Annotated in this window: 14 protein-coding genes and 1 other annotated feature; of the genes, 7 read left to right on the forward strand and 7 right to left on the reverse strand. The window is 34.6% G+C overall.

Annotation, left to right across the window (positions count from 1 at the left end):
• Positions 1 to 515: 515 nt before the first annotated feature.
• A complete protein-coding gene (ezrA, locus tag AC6CHR_RS05220; protein WP_498247459.1) occupies positions 516 to 2213 on the reverse strand; it encodes a septation ring formation regulator EzrA in 1698 nt (565 codons plus the stop codon).
• 589 nt (positions 2214 to 2802) lie between these two features.
• On the opposite strand from ezrA, the gene hisJ reads away from it, so the two are divergent.
• A complete protein-coding gene (hisJ, locus tag AC6CHR_RS05225; protein WP_498247460.1) occupies positions 2803 to 3624 on the forward strand; it encodes a histidinol-phosphatase HisJ in 822 nt (273 codons plus the stop codon).
• On the opposite strand, the gene refZ is transcribed toward hisJ, so the two are convergent.
• Positions 3595 to 4245: a forespore capture DNA-binding protein RefZ gene (gene refZ / locus AC6CHR_RS05230; RefSeq protein ID WP_498247461.1), complete on the reverse strand. Its 651-nt coding sequence runs from the start codon at positions 4243 to 4245 to the stop codon at positions 3595 to 3597. The two genes, hisJ and refZ, sit on opposite strands and share 30 nt — an antisense overlap.
• A 117-nt stretch (positions 4246 to 4362) precedes the next feature.
• Between refZ and AC6CHR_RS05235 the strand changes: the two genes are divergently transcribed.
• The gene (locus AC6CHR_RS05235) at positions 4363 to 4842 is read left to right on the forward strand and encodes a GAF domain-containing protein (protein ID WP_498247462.1); all 480 of its coding nucleotides are present in this window, start codon (positions 4363 to 4365) and stop codon (positions 4840 to 4842) included.
• Positions 4843 to 4888: 46 nt separating this feature from the next.
• Here the strand turns inward: AC6CHR_RS05235 and AC6CHR_RS05240 are convergent, their stop codons facing one another.
• Entirely contained in the window at positions 4889 to 6688 is a 1800-nt protein-coding gene (locus AC6CHR_RS05240; protein WP_498247464.1) for a sensor domain-containing diguanylate cyclase, read from the reverse strand.
• A gap of 798 nt (positions 6689 to 7486) precedes the next feature.
• Here AC6CHR_RS05240 and rpsD point away from each other — a divergent pair.
• The gene (gene rpsD, locus AC6CHR_RS05245; RefSeq protein WP_498247465.1) at positions 7487 to 8089 is read left to right on the forward strand and encodes a 30S ribosomal protein S4; all 603 of its coding nucleotides are present in this window, start codon (positions 7487 to 7489) and stop codon (positions 8087 to 8089) included.
• 160 nt (positions 8090 to 8249) lie between these two features.
• Here rpsD and tyrS read toward each other — a convergent pair whose 3' ends face one another.
• Positions 8250 to 9512, reverse strand: coding sequence for a tyrosine--tRNA ligase (gene tyrS, locus AC6CHR_RS05250; protein ID WP_498247466.1), 1263 nt, complete (start codon positions 9510 to 9512; stop codon positions 8250 to 8252).
• Between the two features lie 166 nt (positions 9513 to 9678).
• Positions 9679 to 9909, reverse strand: a binding site (T-box leader).
• A 132-nt stretch (positions 9910 to 10041) separates the two neighbouring features.
• On the opposite strand from tyrS, the gene AC6CHR_RS05255 reads away from it, so the two are divergent.
• Entirely contained in the window at positions 10042 to 12936 is a 2895-nt protein-coding gene (locus AC6CHR_RS05255) for a transglycosylase domain-containing protein (protein WP_498247467.1), read from the forward strand.
• Between the two features lie 262 nt (positions 12937 to 13198).
• Here the strand turns inward: AC6CHR_RS05255 and acsA are convergent, their stop codons facing one another.
• Positions 13199 to 14914 (reverse strand): acetate--CoA ligase, encoded by a 1716-nt coding sequence (gene acsA / locus AC6CHR_RS05260; protein ID WP_498247468.1) that lies wholly within the window; start codon positions 14912 to 14914, stop codon positions 13199 to 13201.
• 287 nt (positions 14915 to 15201) lie between these two features.
• Between acsA and AC6CHR_RS05265 the strand changes: the two genes are divergently transcribed.
• From AC6CHR_RS05265 to AC6CHR_RS05275, 3 genes are all read left to right on the forward strand, one after another.
• Positions 15202 to 15834: a GNAT family N-acetyltransferase gene (locus AC6CHR_RS05265; protein WP_498247469.1), complete on the forward strand. Its 633-nt coding sequence runs from the start codon at positions 15202 to 15204 to the stop codon at positions 15832 to 15834.
• A gap of 309 nt (positions 15835 to 16143) precedes the next feature.
• A complete protein-coding gene (locus AC6CHR_RS05270) occupies positions 16144 to 16788 on the forward strand; it encodes an acetoin utilization AcuB family protein (protein WP_498247470.1) in 645 nt (214 codons plus the stop codon).
• On the forward strand, positions 16785 to 17936 hold the full coding sequence (locus AC6CHR_RS05275; RefSeq protein WP_498247471.1) for an acetoin utilization protein AcuC: 1152 nt from the start codon (positions 16785 to 16787) through the stop codon (positions 17934 to 17936). Before AC6CHR_RS05270 ends, AC6CHR_RS05275 begins: the two co-directional genes overlap by 4 nt.
• A gap of 52 nt (positions 17937 to 17988) precedes the next feature.
• Here the strand turns inward: AC6CHR_RS05275 and ccpA are convergent, their stop codons facing one another.
• A complete protein-coding gene (ccpA, locus tag AC6CHR_RS05280; RefSeq protein ID WP_498247472.1) occupies positions 17989 to 18996 on the reverse strand; it encodes a catabolite control protein A in 1008 nt (335 codons plus the stop codon).
• A 481-nt stretch (positions 18997 to 19477) separates the two neighbouring features.
• Positions 19478 to 20554 carry a bifunctional 3-deoxy-7-phosphoheptulonate synthase/chorismate mutase gene (locus AC6CHR_RS05285; protein WP_498247473.1) on the reverse strand — a complete coding sequence of 359 codons (1077 nt, stop codon included), beginning with the start codon at positions 20552 to 20554 and terminating at the stop codon, positions 19478 to 19480.
• Positions 20555 to 20627: the final 73 nt, after the last annotated feature.

Consider the following 20627-nt stretch of genomic DNA (forward strand, 5'->3'; position numbering starts at 1 on the left):
TCGCTTTCCGCGGGCTGACCGGAAACCTCCTCGGCGAGTGTACCTGAGTGAGGGGTCTTTCACTGGAGTCTCACGTCTTCTAATCCAACTAACATTGCGTGTTAAATCCACCATAAGCTATACCATTGCCTAAATTTCTAAAGAATTATCAAGCAGTAATAATACCATACCAAAATCTGAAATAAAAATATAATCAGCCTTAAAGTGAAAGGCGTTTTCGTTGTGTAGTTGTTTTTTGTATGATAGACTTCGATCTTTTTCTGATACTTACTTTGTCTTTTTCATTTTAAAGTAGCTTCAATTCCTTCTAGTTCATCAACCAATTAATAAGAAAAATGTCTAAATAAAAAACAGGTCTGACTAGGTGAAATGGTCATGAATAAATTCATCTTCATTCCAATTCGTCATCCCTGAATTTACAATGGTTTTTAAAGGAATTTTCCCATTGAATCGTGATCTATTTTTAGTAGTATGGCTTAAATTAAAGCTGTAAAAACGCTTTTTTAGAAAGATCCTTATTTATTTTGCTGATCATTAATGATTTTTTTTACTTTAGTCAATGCTCCTGGATCAATAACCTCAAGCGCAGCAGCTGCAGCTTCCAATGATTCTCCATACTCATATTGTCTGAACAATTCTTCTGCTTCTTGAAATTTTGAGGCGAGTTGAGGATTTCGACCACGATATCGATTACCATACTGGATAACCTGCTCAATTAAATATACTTGTTCTATTAATTCATTTGCCACATGATTCAAGGTTTCGACCGACTGAACTGCGTCTTCTAATAATTGTGTGACCACCATCATATTAAGTGGGGTTTCGTCTAATTTTAATTTGACCTTTTGAACATCACTTTTTGCTTTATCAATTAACTCTACAAAGTCAGCTGGAAGACCTGGTATATTACTTTGCTGAACCGATCTACTAGTTTCTAGGAACAATCCTTTGAGTTGATTTAATTTATCCCTTGATTGTAGTTCATCTTTTCTCAATGTTTGGAGCATATCTTGATACTGATTATGCTCATCAACAAGTTGGATAATTTGCTTTTCAATATCTTCTAGTTCTTCCTTAATAATGGAATGGGCTACATGATCATTTTTTAAATTCTGCTGTATATGTGTAAATCTCTTTTCAATTTGTGAGAGCTGCTTTTCAATTAGCTTTTGTTTATCAAGCTCTGTTTCAGATAGTTGATAGCTTTGTTTTACTAATTCTGTCTCCGCTAATGTTGATTCTTTCTGTTCAGTTAGTTTGATCAATTCACTATTAATTTTTTCTTTTGCATGCATGACAAATTGATTTGCTTCAACTTCATTTTCTAGAAGATCATAGATAGAGTCGATGAATTCCTGTGTTTCCTGTAAATTTTCTCCCATATCATTAACATTCGTTTCTTCAATTTGTAATCGGTAAGCATCTAGTTGTTTAGTGACCTTTTTAATTTCTGTTTCTACTTGTATGTGGTCTAAATAATAACCATTCTCTTTCATTTCTTTATAACCATCTTCTAATTCACTAACTAAATTCGGTAATGTTAAATTACATTCAGTCAGTAATTTAGGAATATTATTAATTTTTTCTTGTAGGATATTAAGCTGTGCCTGGGATCTTATCAGGGTTTCTCTAGCTACTAAATAATTACCATCATTTGTCTCTTTATCAAAGTCCTTAAGCATATCTGAGATTTCTGTTAAGTTCTCCTCTAATTTTGTATATGCTTTGCCAAATTGGTGACTATGAGCTAGTAATGTCTTTTTCACCTTTTTAAATTGTTGTTTTATCTCTTCACTTTCAACTTTGTTTTTTTCTTCACTAGAAACCAATTCATTTATTTCTTCGATTATTTTGTCAATATTTTCATCTACTGTTTTTAGTACTTTATCGATATGTTCTAATACACTTCTCGATTTCTTAAATCGATATTTATCAGAAAAATCCTCCGCATCAAAGAGAAGTCCCTCAACCTCTGGAAGCTGAGTTGTAATAATCTCATCCCATTCATTTCTCCATTGTTCAAAAAGTTCTTCCGCTTGTCCCACCATCTTTAACTCTTTCACTTTTGAAAGTTCATCAACGAGCGACCTATTCATTATTTCAATTTTCCAGGCCTCTAAGCGATCAACATCTTTATAAATCCTTTTTCTTAATATGTATCCAACACCAAATAGAATACAAATTAAAAGTATTAGTCCAACTATAACTTCCATAATGAGCCCCCTCGTTGTTTTACCAAAATCCTCATGACAGGAAAAAAACTCCCCACTGTGAAAGTTTCAATATCATGCTGATAAACGTTTTACCAAACTATCAATGTACTTTACTCTCTTTTATTTTAATCAATGACACTTGAATTTTAAGAACGCTAAGCCAAATTACTAAAACAATGTTAAAGGATAACCTCATTTTCTATATTTTAGTAGAACATATTTATATGTAAGATAGGGACAAAGAACTAGAAGCTACCTTAATAGTCCAATTAGTATTATATTATGATATAGCAAGCTTTACCAACATCATGCTGTTTTTAATTGAAGTAGGTTTGGAGGATCTCCATTTCCCTTCATTAATTACAGACTGTAAATTTCAGCTATAAAGAAACTGAATAAATAGAAACGATCATACCAATACCTCTTTTTAATGTTATTTCAATGTATTTATGATACCATGTAAACGACAATTTTTGACCAGAATTTTTTTTTTTTTTGCTTTATTAATCCTACGAGGGCAAGAAAAAAATAATACATAACATATTTTAGCGAATTTCGACAATTTTATGTTTCTGAGAGGAAGGTACTTATGAGTAAAATAGATGGACACGTACATACCCCTTATTGTCCACACGGGACAACCGATCAACTTGAAGCATATGTAGAGCATGCGATTAGCGAAGGCTTTCTAAGTTTAACCTTTACTGAACACGCACCCCTTCCAATAACATTTAAAGATCCTACACCTGATCAAGATAGTGCAATGAAATTAGAGGATATGGATGCTTATATCTCAGATATTCAGAGATTAAAAGAAAAATACAACAAAAAAATCGTGATCAATATCGGATTAGAAGTTGATTATATAAAGGAATATGAAAGTGAGACGACAGACTTCCTTAATCAATATGGAAAATTTTTAGATGATAGTATTCTATCTGTTCATTTTTTAAAGCTTGATAACACTTATTTTTGTATGGACTTTGATGAAAAGACGTTTGGTCAGATGATTCATGAAGCTGGATCTCTACAAAAACTACATGAAGTTTATTATCAGGAGCTAATACATTCAGTTAATAGTGACTTAGGGACATTCAAACCAAAACGAATCGGTCATATGACTCTTATTACTAAGTTTCAAAAGTGCTATCCACCCACATTTTCGTCAGAAGAGTATATTATAAATGTTCTTCAGGCTATAAAAGAACAAGACCTCGAAATTGATTACAATGTTGCTGGATTACGAAAGGAATATTGTGGTGAAACATATCCAGGATTTTCGATTGCGCAAATGGCTAAAAAACGAAAAATCCCTCTAGTCTATGGATCTGATGCCCACAGTTCAAGGGATGTAGGAAAGAATTACACACATTATGATCGATTAACGAACGATAGCCAATTTTCCTTCTAGAGCTTTATTCTGTACCAATAATGAATTCAGCCATATTTTTAATTCTTTATAATATTGGTGAACAAAATAAGGTTCGTTTGGTTGAATATGAAGGACCTCGCTCATATATTGAGGCTGCAAATAGGGCGTATGCAAAAGGCTTCTTAGCTGAATAATCATTAGTGGTACTAAACCTTTTCGAAAAGTTCCTTCCTCTATCCCTTGATCAATGATAGATTTGATGTAATATTTTTCTTTTGTTAAATAGGTAGTCATGACTTCGCGGATTAATACAGAGTCCAACGTTACTTCGCGATATACTAATCTTGAAAGTTGACGATTTGCATGCTGATAATTTAATATATCTAAAACCATCTTGCTTAAAACAGCGTGAGCATTTCCATACGTCAAAGGGGTATAATTCTCCTCAATTACTTGAATATATCCTTCATAATAATGAGATATAAGATATTCAAGTAATCCTCCCTTACCCTTAAAGTAATAGGATATATGGGCTATATTTACGTTTGCACGGCTAGCAATTTCTCTAACAGAGGTTCCTGTATATCCTTTAGAATTAAATAAATAAATAGCAGCATTCAGTACTTCTTGTTTTGTGTCACGTGTAGGACGTTGAGTCATATGATTCACCTCCTTCTCTTTAAAAACTATTCCATTATAAGTAGGTAAATTCCTTTATAAATCGCTCGACAAAGTTCTAAAGCTTTGTTAATACTTAGCAAAAGGTAGGTTAAAATGATGTTTGGTGTCGAAAAATACAAAGGTAGTGAAGAAGAACAAACACGGTTAGTCATTAATCAATTAAAGGCATTATTAGATGGCGAGGATGATCGAATCGCAAATTTATCTAATGCAACAGCTTTGCTAAATCAATTTCTCAACGATATTAATTGGGTTGGTTTCTATCTTTTGAAAGGCGAACAGCTTGTACTAGGTCCATTTCAAGGGTTGCCAGCCTGTGTACGAATCCCCCTAGGTAGAGGAGTGTGTGGAACTGCTGCCTCAAAAATGAAAACTGTAAGAGTTGCAGATGTCAATCAATTTCCTGGGCATATCGCATGTGATGCTGCCTCACGATCCGAAATTGTGATTCCAATAATTATTGATGATCAACTTGTTGGTGTATTAGATATAGATAGTCCTGATGAAGGTAGATTTAATGAGAAAGATCAAGAATTCTTAGAAGAATTTGTTGATGAGCTGATTAGATATATTTAGTATAAATGCAGATAAAAAAAGTGAGCTGAATTGTCAGCTCACTTTTTTACACCTGAATAATAACTTGGTCTTTCCCTTCATTTTTGGCGATGTATAACCCTTGATCAGCTCTGCTAAATAACTGATTAAAGTTTTTGTTGCTTTCAACGTTCCAATATGAAACCCCACATGATATTGTAATTCCTGGGTTTGTTTGCTCTCTAACTAATTTAACAATTCTTTCAGCAACTGCAATTCCAACTTCAAGGGATACTTGAGGTAAATATAAAGCAAGTTCCTCACCACCCCAACGTGCACCAATATCATTCCCCCGGATATTATTTTTAATGATATTAGCTACCTGAACAAGAACTTCGTCCCCTATTTGATGACCATACGTATCATTTACCTTCTTGAAATTATCAATATCTATTAGGATAAAGGTACCTTTTCTATCTTTTCGCATCGAATTATCTATTTGTTCGTTCATATAATTACGAGAGTATAATTGTGTTAAATGGTCTGTCTTAACCAATGTTTCAAGTTCTTCTCTTAACATTGAGTTAGTTAGCGCAAGTGTTGAATGATGAATTAATGATTGAAGTAGTTTATACATATCGAAGGTAAAATGGTACGCATCTTTATGTAATACTAGGGCACAACCTTTTAGACTATCACTTTGTACCATTGGTACAGCCATAACAGATGAGTAAGGAGCATCCTTCATATTTGCTGTTATATCCCCAATAAATAATCCTTCTAAATCCTTTTCAATCTTCTCCCGTACATACTGAATATACTCTTCAACCTCTTTTTTATAGAAAAAGTCTGTACTACCAGGAAGGATTTGGATAGAACTATCTTGATTTATATAGAAAAAGCCAACTTCTTCTGCATGAAAAGAGTCCATTATACGTGATGACATATATGTCATTGTATCAGTTAATCTTAGACTTTTATTTAATCGATGTGATGTCTCATTAATAAGCTGTAAATCGGTTATTAACCTTTTAGATTGCTCATATAATTGAGCATTTTCCAATGCTATTCCCGCTGCTATTGCAAGCATTGTAATAAAATCAATATTTTTTTCTTCGAGTTTGACACCATGATTTGCAATTACTTGGAGAACACCATACACTCCTTGTTTCCCCTTCAATGGCGTGTATAAAACCGTCTGTAAATTACCGTTATTGTTAGCCCTTTGCGTAGTTCCAGTAACATATGCTTCCATCGCCATCTCATTATCTTCTTGTTGATCAAAACCTAAGTCTTTAATTGGTAAGTCAAGTGATTTCTCACTGTCATGTGATAAAAACAAGTAGAAGATGTACTCTGCATATAACTCTTGTAATGCGTTAACTAATTCTGTAAGTACGTCATCCTTGTTCATATACGAATGGAATTTCTCAGTTAGTCGATATAAATTTTCATATCTTTGCTCATATTGAGAAGCTTGGACTATTTTTAAAAAATGAGTATAAAAAGAAGTACATGCCTCTACTATCTCATTTAAAATCTTACAAGAATATTGACTTATTTCTAATCCAGTTAACTCTATTAAACCGTGCATCGTGTTGTTTTGTTTAATGGGTATGATAGAAATGTCTTCTAACTGATAAAGTTTTCCGTTTTGAAGATCGTCAGGAACGGGTTTAAGCGGATGATCTATGGTGTAAGCATTCGATGTTGTGTCATTTAACCATTCATGATAAGAATAAAAAACTGCACGTTTAATATGCAGCTCCTTTTCTAATACATTAGTAAGCTTTTCTGTTACTTCATTTATAGAACTTAACTGGCGATAATCACTTACATATTCAAAGAATGTACTCTTAATCGCCTGTACTACTATCTGATCACCCATATCATTCACCCACAATATCAAGTTACAAATCGACTAAAGCAATTTACTTTCAATAAAAATAGTTTATACGAAAAAACAGCCTTTACTTAGGCTCCTTTTTTACAGCAATTATTTTTCATTTACTATCAACTGTTGCTATTAACTAAACCGGTTTCATTTTAACCACTACAACTAGTTATAAGTAGGAATAGGTTAGTACTTTCATTTCCATTATACAACTTGGGATATTAAAAACCTTGGTTAAATGTACCAACGTTTTGGACACTTACTTCATAAATATTCAAGTTAATTATAGTTGTATAGTACAGTTCTTTACGCTTCTTATAGATTCAGAATATTACCACTTTAAATTATACCATAAAACCAATCTAAAATACCTTTTGATGATAAAAGTTTTTCTACTGAAATTTTCAATAAGGATAAATCTGATTTGTTCATTCACATTTGAAATCATAGCTGTTTTAAATGGAAAGAACACAAGAACATTTAAACATTATCAAACGTGTTTAGCAGGTAACAATCGCCATCTCTAATGAAGAGTCACTAAAAATAATTAGAATTGTTCTGTAAAGATTCTTGACTTTATAGTTACAAGATCATATAATACTCGTTGTGTATAAAATATGCAGTCTATTGATGTAGCAGTTTTGACTTCATTTTGTTCCCCTTATGTAAGGAGGTGTATCGAGTAACTCTATGCTGCTGGAGCGAGGATACATAAAAACAAAATGTGCATAATTGTCCAATCAGTCTGGTTTTTATTACATGCCAAAATAAAAACATAAAGGAGGAGTTAGCATGGCTCGTTATACAGGCTCAAGCTGGAAACTCTCTCGTAGATTAGGTATTTCATTAAGTGGTTCAGGTAAGGAATTAGAAAAGCGTCCATACGCTCCAGGTCAACACGGTCCAACTCAACGTAAAAAGATCTCTGAGTATGGTTTACAATTACAAGAGAAGCAAAAGCTTCGTCATATGTATGGAGTAAATGAACGTCAATTCCGTAATCTATTTGTAAGAGCTGGAAAAATGAATGGTGTTCATGGTGAGAACTTCATGATTCTTCTTGATTCTCGTCTTGATAACGTTGTTTACCGTTTAGGTTTAGCACGTACTCGTCGTCAAGCTCGTCAAGTAGTAAACCATGGTCACATTCTTGTAGACGGCGCACGTGTAGATATTCCATCTTACCAAGTTAAACCAGGTCAAACAATTACTTTACGTGAAAAATCACGTAATCTTGACATTGTTAAAGAATCAATCGAAGTGAGTAACTTCGTACCTGATTACCTAACTTTCGACGCTGATAAATTAGAAGGTACATTCACTCGTTTACCTGAACGTTCTGAGTTACCTGCTGAAATTAACGAATCTCTAATCGTTGAATTCTACTCTCGTTAATTTTTTAAAAAAACCTGGACATTTGGTCCAGGTTTTTTATTTTTATATAATTTTTAACTCCTTACAGTAAAAAAATAGCTATTTAGAAAGGTTCTAAGTAAATACCTTTCTAAATAGCTATAGTTCTTATGCTAGTTAATCAATAGCTTCTCTATAACGATTAAGCAAAGCGAATTAAGAAGTACTTCTTCTTTCCTCTTCTAATAACAATAAACTTCCCATCAATTTTATCCTCATCAGAAATAACTTTCTCTAAATCCTGATTACGTTCTCCATTAATATAAATTGCTCCATTTGTAATATCTTCACGAGCCTGTCTTTTTGAAGGCGAGATCTTTGCTTCTATCAGTAAATTGACTAATCCAATACGACTATCAGTTATTTTCGTAGAAGGAACATCTTTAAATCCTTCTAAAATTTCATTACCAGTTAACTTTTTAATATCTCCACTAAAAAGCGCAGCAGAAATATTAATCGCTTGTCGTAAAGATTCTTCTCCATGTACAAGCTTTGTTACTTCTTCTGCTAAAGCCTTTTGGGCAAGACGTTTTTCAGGAGCATTTTTTATTTCCTCTTCAAATTGCTGAATTTCCTGTTTGGAAAGGAATGTAAAGTACTTCAAGTATTTCATAACATCACGGTCATCGGTGTTAATCCAAAACTGGTAGAACTCATAAGGGGAAGTTTTCTCAGCATCTAACCAAATGGCTCCTCCTTCTGTTTTTCCAAACTTTGTACCATCCGCTTTTGTAACGAGTGGAATCGTTAGTCCGAATGCCTTTGAGTTTTCTTCAGATTTACGAATTAATTCTAATCCTGAAGTAATATTTCCCCATTGATCACTACCACCAATTTGTAATTTGCAATTATTGTTTTGGTATAGTTTTAAGAAATCAAAGGACTGTAAAATCATGTAACTGAACTCTGTAAAAGAAATTCCAGACTCAATACGAGCCTTAACTGAATCTTTCGCTAGCATATAATTAATACCGAAATTTTTCCCAACATCACGTAGGAAGGTTATCACATCAATGTTCCCAATCCAATTATAGTTATTTTCAATAATTGCTGGGTTGACTTCAGATTCAAAATTTAAGAATTTTGATAATTGACCTTTTATTCGATCAGACCAATCTTGCACGATATCCGCTGTATTTAAGGTACGTTCGTCCTTTTTACCACTTGGATCTCCAATCAAGCCAGTCGCTCCTCCAACAAGAGCAATTGGATGGTGACCATGTAGTTGAAAACGTTTAAGTGTTAAAATAGGTAGTAAATGACCAATATGTAAGCTGTCTGCTGTTGGATCAAATCCTGCATAAAGTTTAATTTTATCTTCTACTAATAGCTTAGATAAACCCTCCTCATCTGTTATTTGATTTATTAAATCTCTAAATTGTAATTCGTTAAGTAATTCACTCATAATCTTTCTCCTTTAAAATGATATTAGATGATATATCTTTTGTTCATTGTTTGTTGTTCCTATATTCTTATTCCTTCTCTACCTATTGACATAGTATTTACCTAAAAATCAAAGACAAAGAATCTCAAGAAAAAGACTAAAAAACAACAAAAAGCCCCTTCATCTCTGAAGGGGCGAAATATTCGCGGTACCACCCTACTTAGGATTATACATAATTAATCCTCACTCGGTTATATAACGGTTAAACCGTCCTCCTCTACACAGATCCCTTAAAAAATCCTTTCAAAGAAGATGCTCATAGACGTAATTCATGAAGGATCTATATACTGATTTTCACCAATCATCAGCTCTCTAAAACAGGGAGACCTCCACTACTAAATCCAATCTTAGCAATTTCAAATATAATATTGTTATATGAATTTTAACCATACAATTGAATAGAAGTCAATAGTATAGAGATTGAATTGCAAAATCATACAAAAATTGCAGATCGCTGTGGTATAATATATTAGATTCGGGGGGATTGAGTATGAAGAAAAAGGACCAAAAACCGAGGCGCTTCTCACCTTTTAACAAAGATATGGTAAGAGGTTTTCATATTTCTTATAACGTTATTGGAAATCTGCTATTATTATTCTTCGTCATTGGCCTCTTTGGTGTATGCTTTGCTGGAGGACTAGGTGCTGGATACTTCGCTTCATTAGTTAAGGACGAACCAATTCGTTCATATGAAGTAATGAAAAGTGATATATATAATTACGAAGAATCATCTGAGGTTTACTTTTCGAAAAATGTGTATTTAGGCAAATTAAATGCCGATATTGATCGTGAAGAAATTAAATTAGCAGATGTTTCAAAGCACTTAGTAAATGCTGTGATCGCAACAGAGGATGAATTATTCTACGAGCATGAAGGTGTTGTTCCGAAGGCAATTATGCGTGCTATTTTCCAAGAGTTCACGAATGCTGCCGTTCAAACAGGTGGTAGTACTCTTACACAGCAATTGATCAAAAATCAAATATTAACAAATGAGGTGTCATTTGACCGAAAGGCAAAAGAAATCCTTCTCGCATTACGCTTAGAAAGGTTCTTTGAAAAGGATGAAATTATTGAGGCCTATTTAAATGCGACTGATTTTGGTCGTAATTCAAATGGACGAAATATTGCTGGTGTCCAATCTGCTGCTAAGGGTATATTTGGAGTTGAAGCAAAAGACTTAAATATTCCACAATCTGCCTTTATTGCTGGTTTGCCACAGAGCCCATTTGGTTACACTCCATTCTCTAACGACGGTGGAGCTATTAAGGAAAACCTTAATCCAGGAATTAACAGGATGAAAACAGTATTAAATCGTATGCATACTGGTGGCTATATTACAGAGAGCGAGTATAAGGATGCCTTAGCGTACGATATTCGAGCAAACCTTACATCAAAAAAACCGACTCCAGTCGATCAATACCCATATTTGACATACGAGGTTGAACATCGTGCTAAGGAGATCGTTATGGTTCATCTCGCTAAAAATGATGGGTATACAGAAGATGACCTTAAGAAAGACAATGAACTTTATAATCAGTACTACAATATAGCTGATAATGATATTAGACATAATGGCTATAGAATCCATACAACCATTAATAAAGGCATTTATGACAAAATGCGGGATGTCGTTGCCGATTATCAATATTATGGAAGTGATAAAAACGAAGAGGACACAGATCCTGAAACAGGTGAAAAGAAAATAGTTAAAGAACCTGTTGAAGTCGGTGGGGTTTTAATCGAAAATAGCACAGGGAAAATTATTAGTTTTGTAGGTGGACGCGACTTTGATCGTGAAAGCACTAATCATGCAACTAATGCTGAACGACCGAATGGTTCTACTATGAAGCCATTAGTTGTATATGCTGCTGCTATGGAACTTGGTAAAATACAGCCTGGTTCTGTTATTGCAGACGTCCCATATTCAATTCCTGGTTGGAGTCCTAAAAATTATGGTGGGGCCTATCACGGTTTGACAAGTGCTAGAAACGCATTAAAACATTCTTATAATATTCCCGCGGTCAAAACATATATGAGTATTATTGATCAAAGACCGGCTTCCTATCTAGACAAAATGGGTTTTACAACTCTTCATGAAAAAGACTTTGTGATTGAATCCTTAAGCTTAGGTGCAATGACAAAAGGTGTAACAGTCGAAGAAAATGTAAATGCATATACAACATTTGCAAATAACGGGAAATTCATTGATGGATACATGATTGAAAAAATTGAGACAAGTAACGGAGAAACCATTTTCCAGCATGAGAAGACAGAAACAGATGTATTTTCAGCGCAAACTGCTTATTTAACAATTGATATGATGCGTGATGTTATTAGAAGCGGTACTGCTGGCTCCTTAAATGGTTATCTCTCCTTTCATGCAGATTGGGCTGGGAAAACTGGTACAGGCCAAGACTATAATGATGCATGGTTTGTCGCAACCAATCCAAATGTGACCTTTGGTACATGGATTGGCTATGACACACCAAAATCATTAGAAATTAATTACAAAGGTATGTCCTATAGCAAGCGAAATATTTTACTATGGGCTAAATTAATGAATGCTGCACATGATGTTGAACCAGAGTTACTTGCACCGAAGACTCGTTTTCAAATGCCAGATGGGATCGTATCAAGATCATATTGTGCCTTAACAGGTGAGCTTCCATCTAAACTTTGTCAGAGTGCTGGTTTAGTCGCATCAGATCTTTTCAATGTGAAATATGTACCGACGAAAGTTGATGATAGTCTTACACAAGGAAAATATATAGTCGTTAAAGATCAAGCATATCAAGTTCCATCTTCAGCTCCTTCTGAGTTTGTTCAACAAGGAGTTATGTTAAAGAAGAGTATACTTGATAAACATGGTATTAGCAGTGTTTCGGACTTAAAACGATTATTACCAAACACTTCGAAGTTCGGAAATCTTGTCGTAACAGAAGGTAAAGAAATTGCTGATAACGGTTCGAATCCTAGACAGGTAGGTGGAGTGTCAGCAAGCGGTTCAAGAATAAGTTGGAGTGGTAATTCAGATAATGATGTCATTGGTTATCGGGTATATGCAGCTGCAAATCATTCTACTAACTTTAAAAAGGTAGCAAGTGTTCATTCATCCAGTACTCTAGCTGTAAACGTTGGTACTACGCCTGCTGCTTATTATATTGTTGCAGTTGATGTTGCAGGGAAAGAATCACCAGCATCTTCAATTATCAAAGTGGGAGAATACGCGGATACTAAACCTGTTGCAACTGATGTAGAAGCGAAAAAAGCACCAGAGCAAAGTCAGGAAAAAATTCCAACACCGAATGATGATAATAAGCCTGCTACACCTGCTACACCTACAACACCAGCTACAGGATCTAAGCCTCCAACAGAAGCAACATAACATAGAGGTTCATAAAAATAGACTTTATTTTAGGAATCGGAATTTACCGATTCCTTTTTTTATTACCCTTCATATAAGGAAATTAATAGTAGATGTAGTTTTTCTAGGATAGTTTCCCACTCGAATTTACTATGACAATAAAAACCCAAGTACCATAAGCTCAAGCACCAATTTTTTAGAAAAACCTCATAAAAGACCAGAGATCTCCTTTTACCTAAGAAAGTCTCTGGTCTTTTTTATTATCTATAGGAAGAAAACGCTGTTAATCCTCCATTGTTGACAGATCACCCGTTGGTAAGTCTAGTTCCCAGGCTTTAAGCACACGTCTCATGATTTTACCACTACGTGTTTTCGGTAGCTTATCGCGGAATTCTATTTCTCGTGGTGCAGCATGGGCCGCTAATCCCTTCTTAACGAATGTCCTAATTTCCTCCTTCAATTCATCAGTCGCTTCAAACCCTTCACGAAGGGCAACAAACGCTTTAATGATTTCCCCTCTTACAGGGTCGGGTTTACCAATAACGCCTGCTTCTGTGATTGCTGGATGCTCTAATAGTTTACTTTCCACTTCAAAGGGACCTACGCGCTCACCTGATGTCATAATTACATCATCAATTCTACCTTGAAACCAAAAATAGCCCTCTTCATCCATATAAGCTGAATCTCCTGATACATACCAATCTCCAGGCATAAAGTACGATTCATACTTTTCCTTGTTGTTCCAGATTGTATGCATCATCGACGGCCAACCCTTTTTAATTGCTAAGTTCCCCATTCGGTAAGGAGGTAATTCATTTCCTTGATCATCGACAATCGCTGCTTCTACTCCAGGAATCGGCTTCCCCATCGATCCAGGTTTAATTTCCATACATGGATAATTACAGATTAATTGGGCACCTGTTTCTGTCATCCACCACGTGTCATGAATACGATTATTAAATACCTTTGCACCCCAGCGGACAACTTCTGGATTTAATGGTTCTCCAACACTTAATACATGTCTAAGTGAACTAGTATCATATTGTTTAACAAGCTCATCCCCAGCTCCCATTAACATCCTAAATGCCGTTGGGGCACTATACCAAACAGTAACACCGTAATCTTCAATTGTTTGGTACCAAGTATCAGGACTAAAACGGCCTCCAACAATAACATTTGTAGCACCAGATAGCCAAGGTCCAAAGATACCATAAACTGTCCCTGTTACCCATCCAGGATCAGCTGTACACCAATAGACATCTTCTTCTTTTAAATCTAATACCCATTGTGCAGTTTGATAGTGTTGCACCATTGCCTGATGAACATGAAGAACACCCTTTGGTTTTCCAGTTGACCCAGAAGTATAATGGAGTAGTAGTCCATCAGTTTTCTCAACCCATTCAATATCAACATTCTTACTAGCTGTTTTCATTTCAGATAAAAAGTCTATATTTTCATTAGAATCAACAGTATCTCCAACAACGACAATATGCTTCAATAAAGGCAATTCATTTACAGGAATTCGATTTAATAATTCAGGAGTTGTTACAATCACTTTTGCCTCACTATCAGCTAAACGATCTTTTACTGCACCTTCCATAAATGCTTCGAACAAAGGTCCCACTATCGCTCCTAGTTTTATAGCTCCTAAAATGACAAAATACAATTCTGGTGTTCTAGGCATAAAAACAAATAAACGGTCTCCTTTTTTAACATCTGCAGACCCCTTTAACACATTTGCAGCTTGATTTGATCGTTCCTTCATATCTTTATAAGTATACTTCTCTTCACGTTCAGGATCTCGATAATGTAAGGCAATTTTATTCTTACGGAAGGTATCTGCATGTTTATCAATTGCTTCATAAGCAGCGTTCACACGACCTGTTACAGACCAAGTAAAATTCTTTTCAACCTCAGTCCAATTAAAAGTTCCATAGGCAGTATCATAGTCTTGTAAATTAAAATCCCCTTCAATTGATGGCAACGCTTCCAATTTCATCTTAAAATCCCCCTTATGTAAGATTTTTCAATTCTATTATATTACAATACTTCATTTTTCACAATTTTTGAAATATAATACTAGTTAATCATAATGTAAACGCTTGATTTTGTAAATATTCTTGTATAATAGAATATAGACTATCAAATATGCATTGAATTCTATCAGTATAAGCGACTCATACCGATAGTAACACATTTTAATTCTTTTACAACGAGAAAGAATGTACGTTACTTTATTTACTGTAACCTAATTTTCTTTCTACAATATAATAGGCGGTGACATGATTGAAACACGCTAAGACATACCACGCAAAAGAAATTCATACACCTAGTGGTTGCATCCTAATCGAAGGACCTATTTCCCCAGAAGAGCTTGAAAGCTATGATTTCCATGATGGATTAGTGGCATTTCGACAGCCTGATAAGCAACAAAAGGCATTAATTGAAATTGCAGGCTTACCTGAAGGAAGAATTATCATTGCAAGAGTGCATGATATGATTGTTGGTTATGTTACCTATCTCTATCCAGATCCATTAGAAAGATGGTCTGAGGGAAATATGGAAGAATTAATTGAACTAGGCGCTATTGAAGTAGCACATGAATTCCGCGGTTGTTCAGTTGGTAAAAATTTATTAAAAGTATCAATGATGGATGATGCGATGGAAGATTACATAATCATTACAACCGAATATTATTGGCACTGGGATCTTAAAGGTTCTGGACTAAATGTATGGGATTATAGAAAAATAATGGAGAAGATGATGAATATTGGTGGATTAGAATGGTATGCAACCGATGAACCTGAGATAAGTTCCCATCCAGCTAACTGCCTTATGGCTAGAATAGGCAAACGGATTAACCCTCCATCGATCGAAAAATTTGACCAACTACGTTTTAAAAATCGATTTATGTATTAGGTTCTTTTCTAAAAATTTATTGCTATCAAACTTGCTAATATGTAAAGAAGTAGTTATTACGAAAAACAACTATCTTTGCGAAAACAACTTTTATCTAAAACTCTATTACTACATAATAATTAGGTTAAAAAATATACATTCACTTAGGAAATATCCAATGACCATTAGTTGTCTCACTTACATATTGGAATAATCTTATCTAGTAAATTAGCAATATATGGCCTATCTACGAAGAAATAGAATATGTTAGAAACATCCGTTAAGAATGATCCTACTTATAAAAGTTTCATTAATTAAGGAGGCAACAAGATGATCGTTAGACAAATGATGAAAAATGACGTGATCACTTTAGGATCTGAAGATACTATCAGAAATGCTTTAGAAACAATGAAAAAGAATAGAATCCGCCATATTCCAATTGTAGAAGAAAATCATATAGTAGTAGGGATCATTACAGAACGTGATGTAAAGGACGCAAGCCCCTCTCTTTTCCAGCTTGATTTAAACGAAGACCTTTTAGCAAAGCCAATTAAAAGTATTATGTCTACTAATGTGATAACTGGTCACCCTCTCGATTTTGTAGAGGAATTAGCGGCTACTATGATTGAAAATCAAATAGGATGTTTGCCTATTCTACAGGGAAAAAAACTGGTAGGGTTGATTACAGAGACAGATCTATTACACACATTCGTACAGCTTACTGGTGCTGATCAACCTGCCTCACATATTGAGGTTAAAGTGCCCAATATTGCTGGTCAATTAGCTGAGGTATCATCAATTTTTCATAAACGAAAGGTAAATATATCGAGTGTGTTGGTTTATCCCCATTCTGACGTTCAATCAAAAATCCTTGTATTTCGAGTACAAACAATGAATCTCACCATTATTATTCATGATTTACAAGCTGAGGGATACGATGTCCTCTGGCCAAGTGCATTGGGGAATGACAGATGACGGCATTAGACAGTGTTTTTATCTATACACCTGATTTCCAACAATATAAATTCCATAATGAACATCCTTTTAACCAATTACGAGTTGAACTGACTTACGATTTGTTAAAAGAGATGAAAGCGATTAACCAAACTAATGTAGTCACACCACGATTTGCCACTGAAGATGAACTTGCACTTGTCCATGATAAAAAGTATATTCAGGCTGTTCAATTAGCTGGTCAAGGAAAGTTAGATACTATTGAAGCACAAAACTTTGGAATTGGTACTGAAGATACTCCGATTTTTGCTAATATGCATGAAGCAAGTTCACTTCTAGTTGGTGCGACCTTAACAGCCGTCGATCATGTAATGGAAGGTAAAGCACTACATGCCGCTAATTTAGGAGGAGGTCTTCATCATGGATTTCGTGGAAAGGCATCAGGTTTTTGTATTTATAACGATAGCTCTGTTGCTATTAAATATATACAAGAAAAGTATGGTGCAAAAGTATTATATATTGATACGGACGCCCATCACGGTGATGGTGTCCAGTGGACCTTCTATGATGATCCAAATGTTTGTACTCTTTCTATTCACGAAACCGGTAGATACCTATTTCCAGGCACTGGAAGTGTTACAGAGCGCGGGATTGATAAAGGGTATGGTTATTCCTTTAATATACCATTAGACGCTTTTACAGAGGACGAATCTTGGCTCAATGCTTACGGTACTTCTATTGAAGAAGTAGCCGCATTTTTTAAGCCAGATATAATCTTAACCCAAAATGGAACTGATGCACACTATCTTGATCCATTAACTCATTTATCGACAACGATGGAAATTTATCATCAAATTCCAAAATTAGCCCATGAAATTGCACATAAGTATTGTGAAGGACGTTGGATTGCTGTTGGAGGCGGAGGTTATGATATATGGCGTGTAGTGCCTAGAGCATGGAGCTTAATATGGCTTGAGATGAATCAGCTAAATACGCCTACTACAATTCCAAAAACATGGATTAATAAGTGGCAAAATCAAGCACCATTTAAACTTCCTGATTCCTGGTTTGATACCGAAGATTTATATAAACCTATTCCTCGAAAGTCAGAAATTGAGGAAAAAAATGCATTAACTGTCACAAAAGCTCTTTATTCAATTCGTCAATAGTTTCCAAAACAACAAAAAAACGAGCTAACACTTATTAGCTCGTTTTACTTTTTTATAATTCTTTCGTTGATTGTCTGTATTCAATTCGGTGAGGAAGTTCAACATTATGATCATCGACTTCTTCTTTATTCATATATTTCGTTAATAAGCGCATTGCTACAGCACCAATATCGTATGTTGGCTGAACCACTGTAGTTAATTGTGGACGCACCATAGTTGCGAGTCGTGTATTATCAAAGCCAACAATTTCAAAATCATCAGGAATTGTATAGTTACGATCTTGAGCACCATGAATAACTCCTAATGCCATTTCATCTGTACCGACAAAAATAGCTGTTGGTTTTTCAGAAAGTTCATCAATCTTTTCAAATGCTTCAATACCTGAATCATACGTATAATCCCCTTCAACAACTAATGTTTCATCAAAGGCAATCCCAGCATCTTCTAATGCACGTCTATATCCAACAGATTTTTTCAAGCGATTCACAGGCTCTTCAGCAGGCCCTTCAACATATGCTATTCTTTTGTGTCCCTTCTCTATCAATGAGGCAATAACATCATAGGCTGCTTGCTCATAATTGATATTTACAGAAGGTGTTGTATTTGTTAAATCTATAGATGCAGCTAAGACAATTGGCACTGGTGAACGTTTAAATTGTTCAACAAGTTCCTCTGTTACATTTCCACTCATAAAGACAATACCATCTACTTGTTTACCAAGCATTGTATTTAACAAGTGCAATTCTTTATCCTTATTTTGATCTGAGTTACTTAAAATAATGTTGTATTTATACATCGTTGCGATGTCTTCAATTCCACGAGCAAGTTCCGAATAAAAGATACTAGAAATATCGGGAATAATCACTCCAACAGTAGTTGTTTTTTTACTTGCAAGACCTCTAGCTACTGCATTAGGTCGATAACCTAATCTCTCAATTGCTTCTAAAACCTTTTTTCTAGTAGTAGGTTTAACATTGGGATTACCATTAACTACCCTAGAGACAGTTGCCATTGAAACATTCGCCTCACGAGCAACATCATAAATTGTTACACTTGTCATTTTGAAACACTCCTTCATTACTTTCGAAACACTTATTTAAATACGTTCAACTCTTTTTATTACATATCCGTTTGTAGAATTTTGTTTATACTTGTCGAATAATCACATTTAAACACGTTCTATGTAAATAATCATACGATACTCTGAAAACGTCTGCAATCTATTTAAGCTGTTTTTTTAAGGTATGGACACAATTTGTTCTTTTATTCACATAAAACGAATGTTACCAACTTTATTTTGGTCCACTTTTACATACTCTTATTCAAAACTAAATTTAATAAGAGCCTTTTAAAATTACTTATAGATATTTTTACCTTAAAATATAACATTTATGAATAAAAAAAGAAACTAAATAAGAGATTGGCTCCTTCAGCAATATACGATACGAACTATATAAAAGAATTCCAACTAAAAATCCCTTTATATAGCCGTAGATATTGCTAGAGTCAATCTCTACTTATTTAAGTAATATTATTTTATCTTATGCATTCACTTTAAGTAAAGGTTTTAATTCTGTCATGAATTGATCAAATTGATCAAAATCCATTTGTTGAGCAGAATCAGAAAGTGCTACTGCTGGATCTGGGTGAACTTCTGCCATTACACCATCAGAACCAATTGCTAAAGCTGCCTTAGCTGTTGGAATTAATAAATCTCTTCTACCAGTTGAATGAGTTACATCAACAAATACCGGTAGGTGTGTTTCTTGTTTTAAAATTGGCACAGCAGAAATATCTAATGTATTTCTAGTCGCACGCTCATACGTACGAATACCACGTTCACAAAGAATAATTTGATCATTACCTTGTGAAATAATGTATTCAGCCGCATTAATGAATTCATCAATGGTAGCAGCTATTCCACGTTTAAGTAGAACAGGTTTACGAACAGCGCCAGCTGCTTTTAATAATTCAAAGTTTTGCATGTTACGAGCACCGATTTGAATAACATCGACATAATCTAATGCAAGTTCTATATCAGCTGGATTAACGATTTCACTTATGATTGCTAAGCCGTATTCATCTCCAACTCTTCTCAAAATTTTCAAACCTTCTAGTCCAAGACCTTGGAAATCATATGGACTTGTACGTGGTTTGAATGCACCGCCACGAAGAATTTTAATACCCTTTTTAACTGCCTGTTCAGCAACCGCAGCAACTTGCTCATAGCTTTCAACTGCACATGGACCAACGATAAACGTTTGATTTCCATCACCAATTTTCACACCATTTACTTCTACAATTGTATTTTCTGCCTTTTTCTTACGTGATACAAGTAACGCTTTGCTATGGTCATCTTCTTGCAATTCTAAACCAGCTTTGAAGATTTCTTTAAAAATATGCTGCAAAGTTGAATTCTCAAACGGCCCATCGTTATATTCTAAAATGCTATTTAACATTTTGCGCTCGCGTACAGGATCATAACGGTTAACACCTTGTGATTCTTTCGCTTTACCAATCTCCTGAACTACACTTCCTCGCTCATTAATTAGCTTTAGGATTTGTAAGTTAATCTCGTCTGCTCTTTCTCTTAATGCTTCTAGTTCTGCATTACTCATCTCTCTCATCCTTTCGAAATACATAGTGTACTCTTAACACACCTGACCTTGAATATTATTTATTATAAATTCA

The sequence above is a fragment of the Metabacillus sp. GQ13 genome (genome assembly GCF_059758525.1).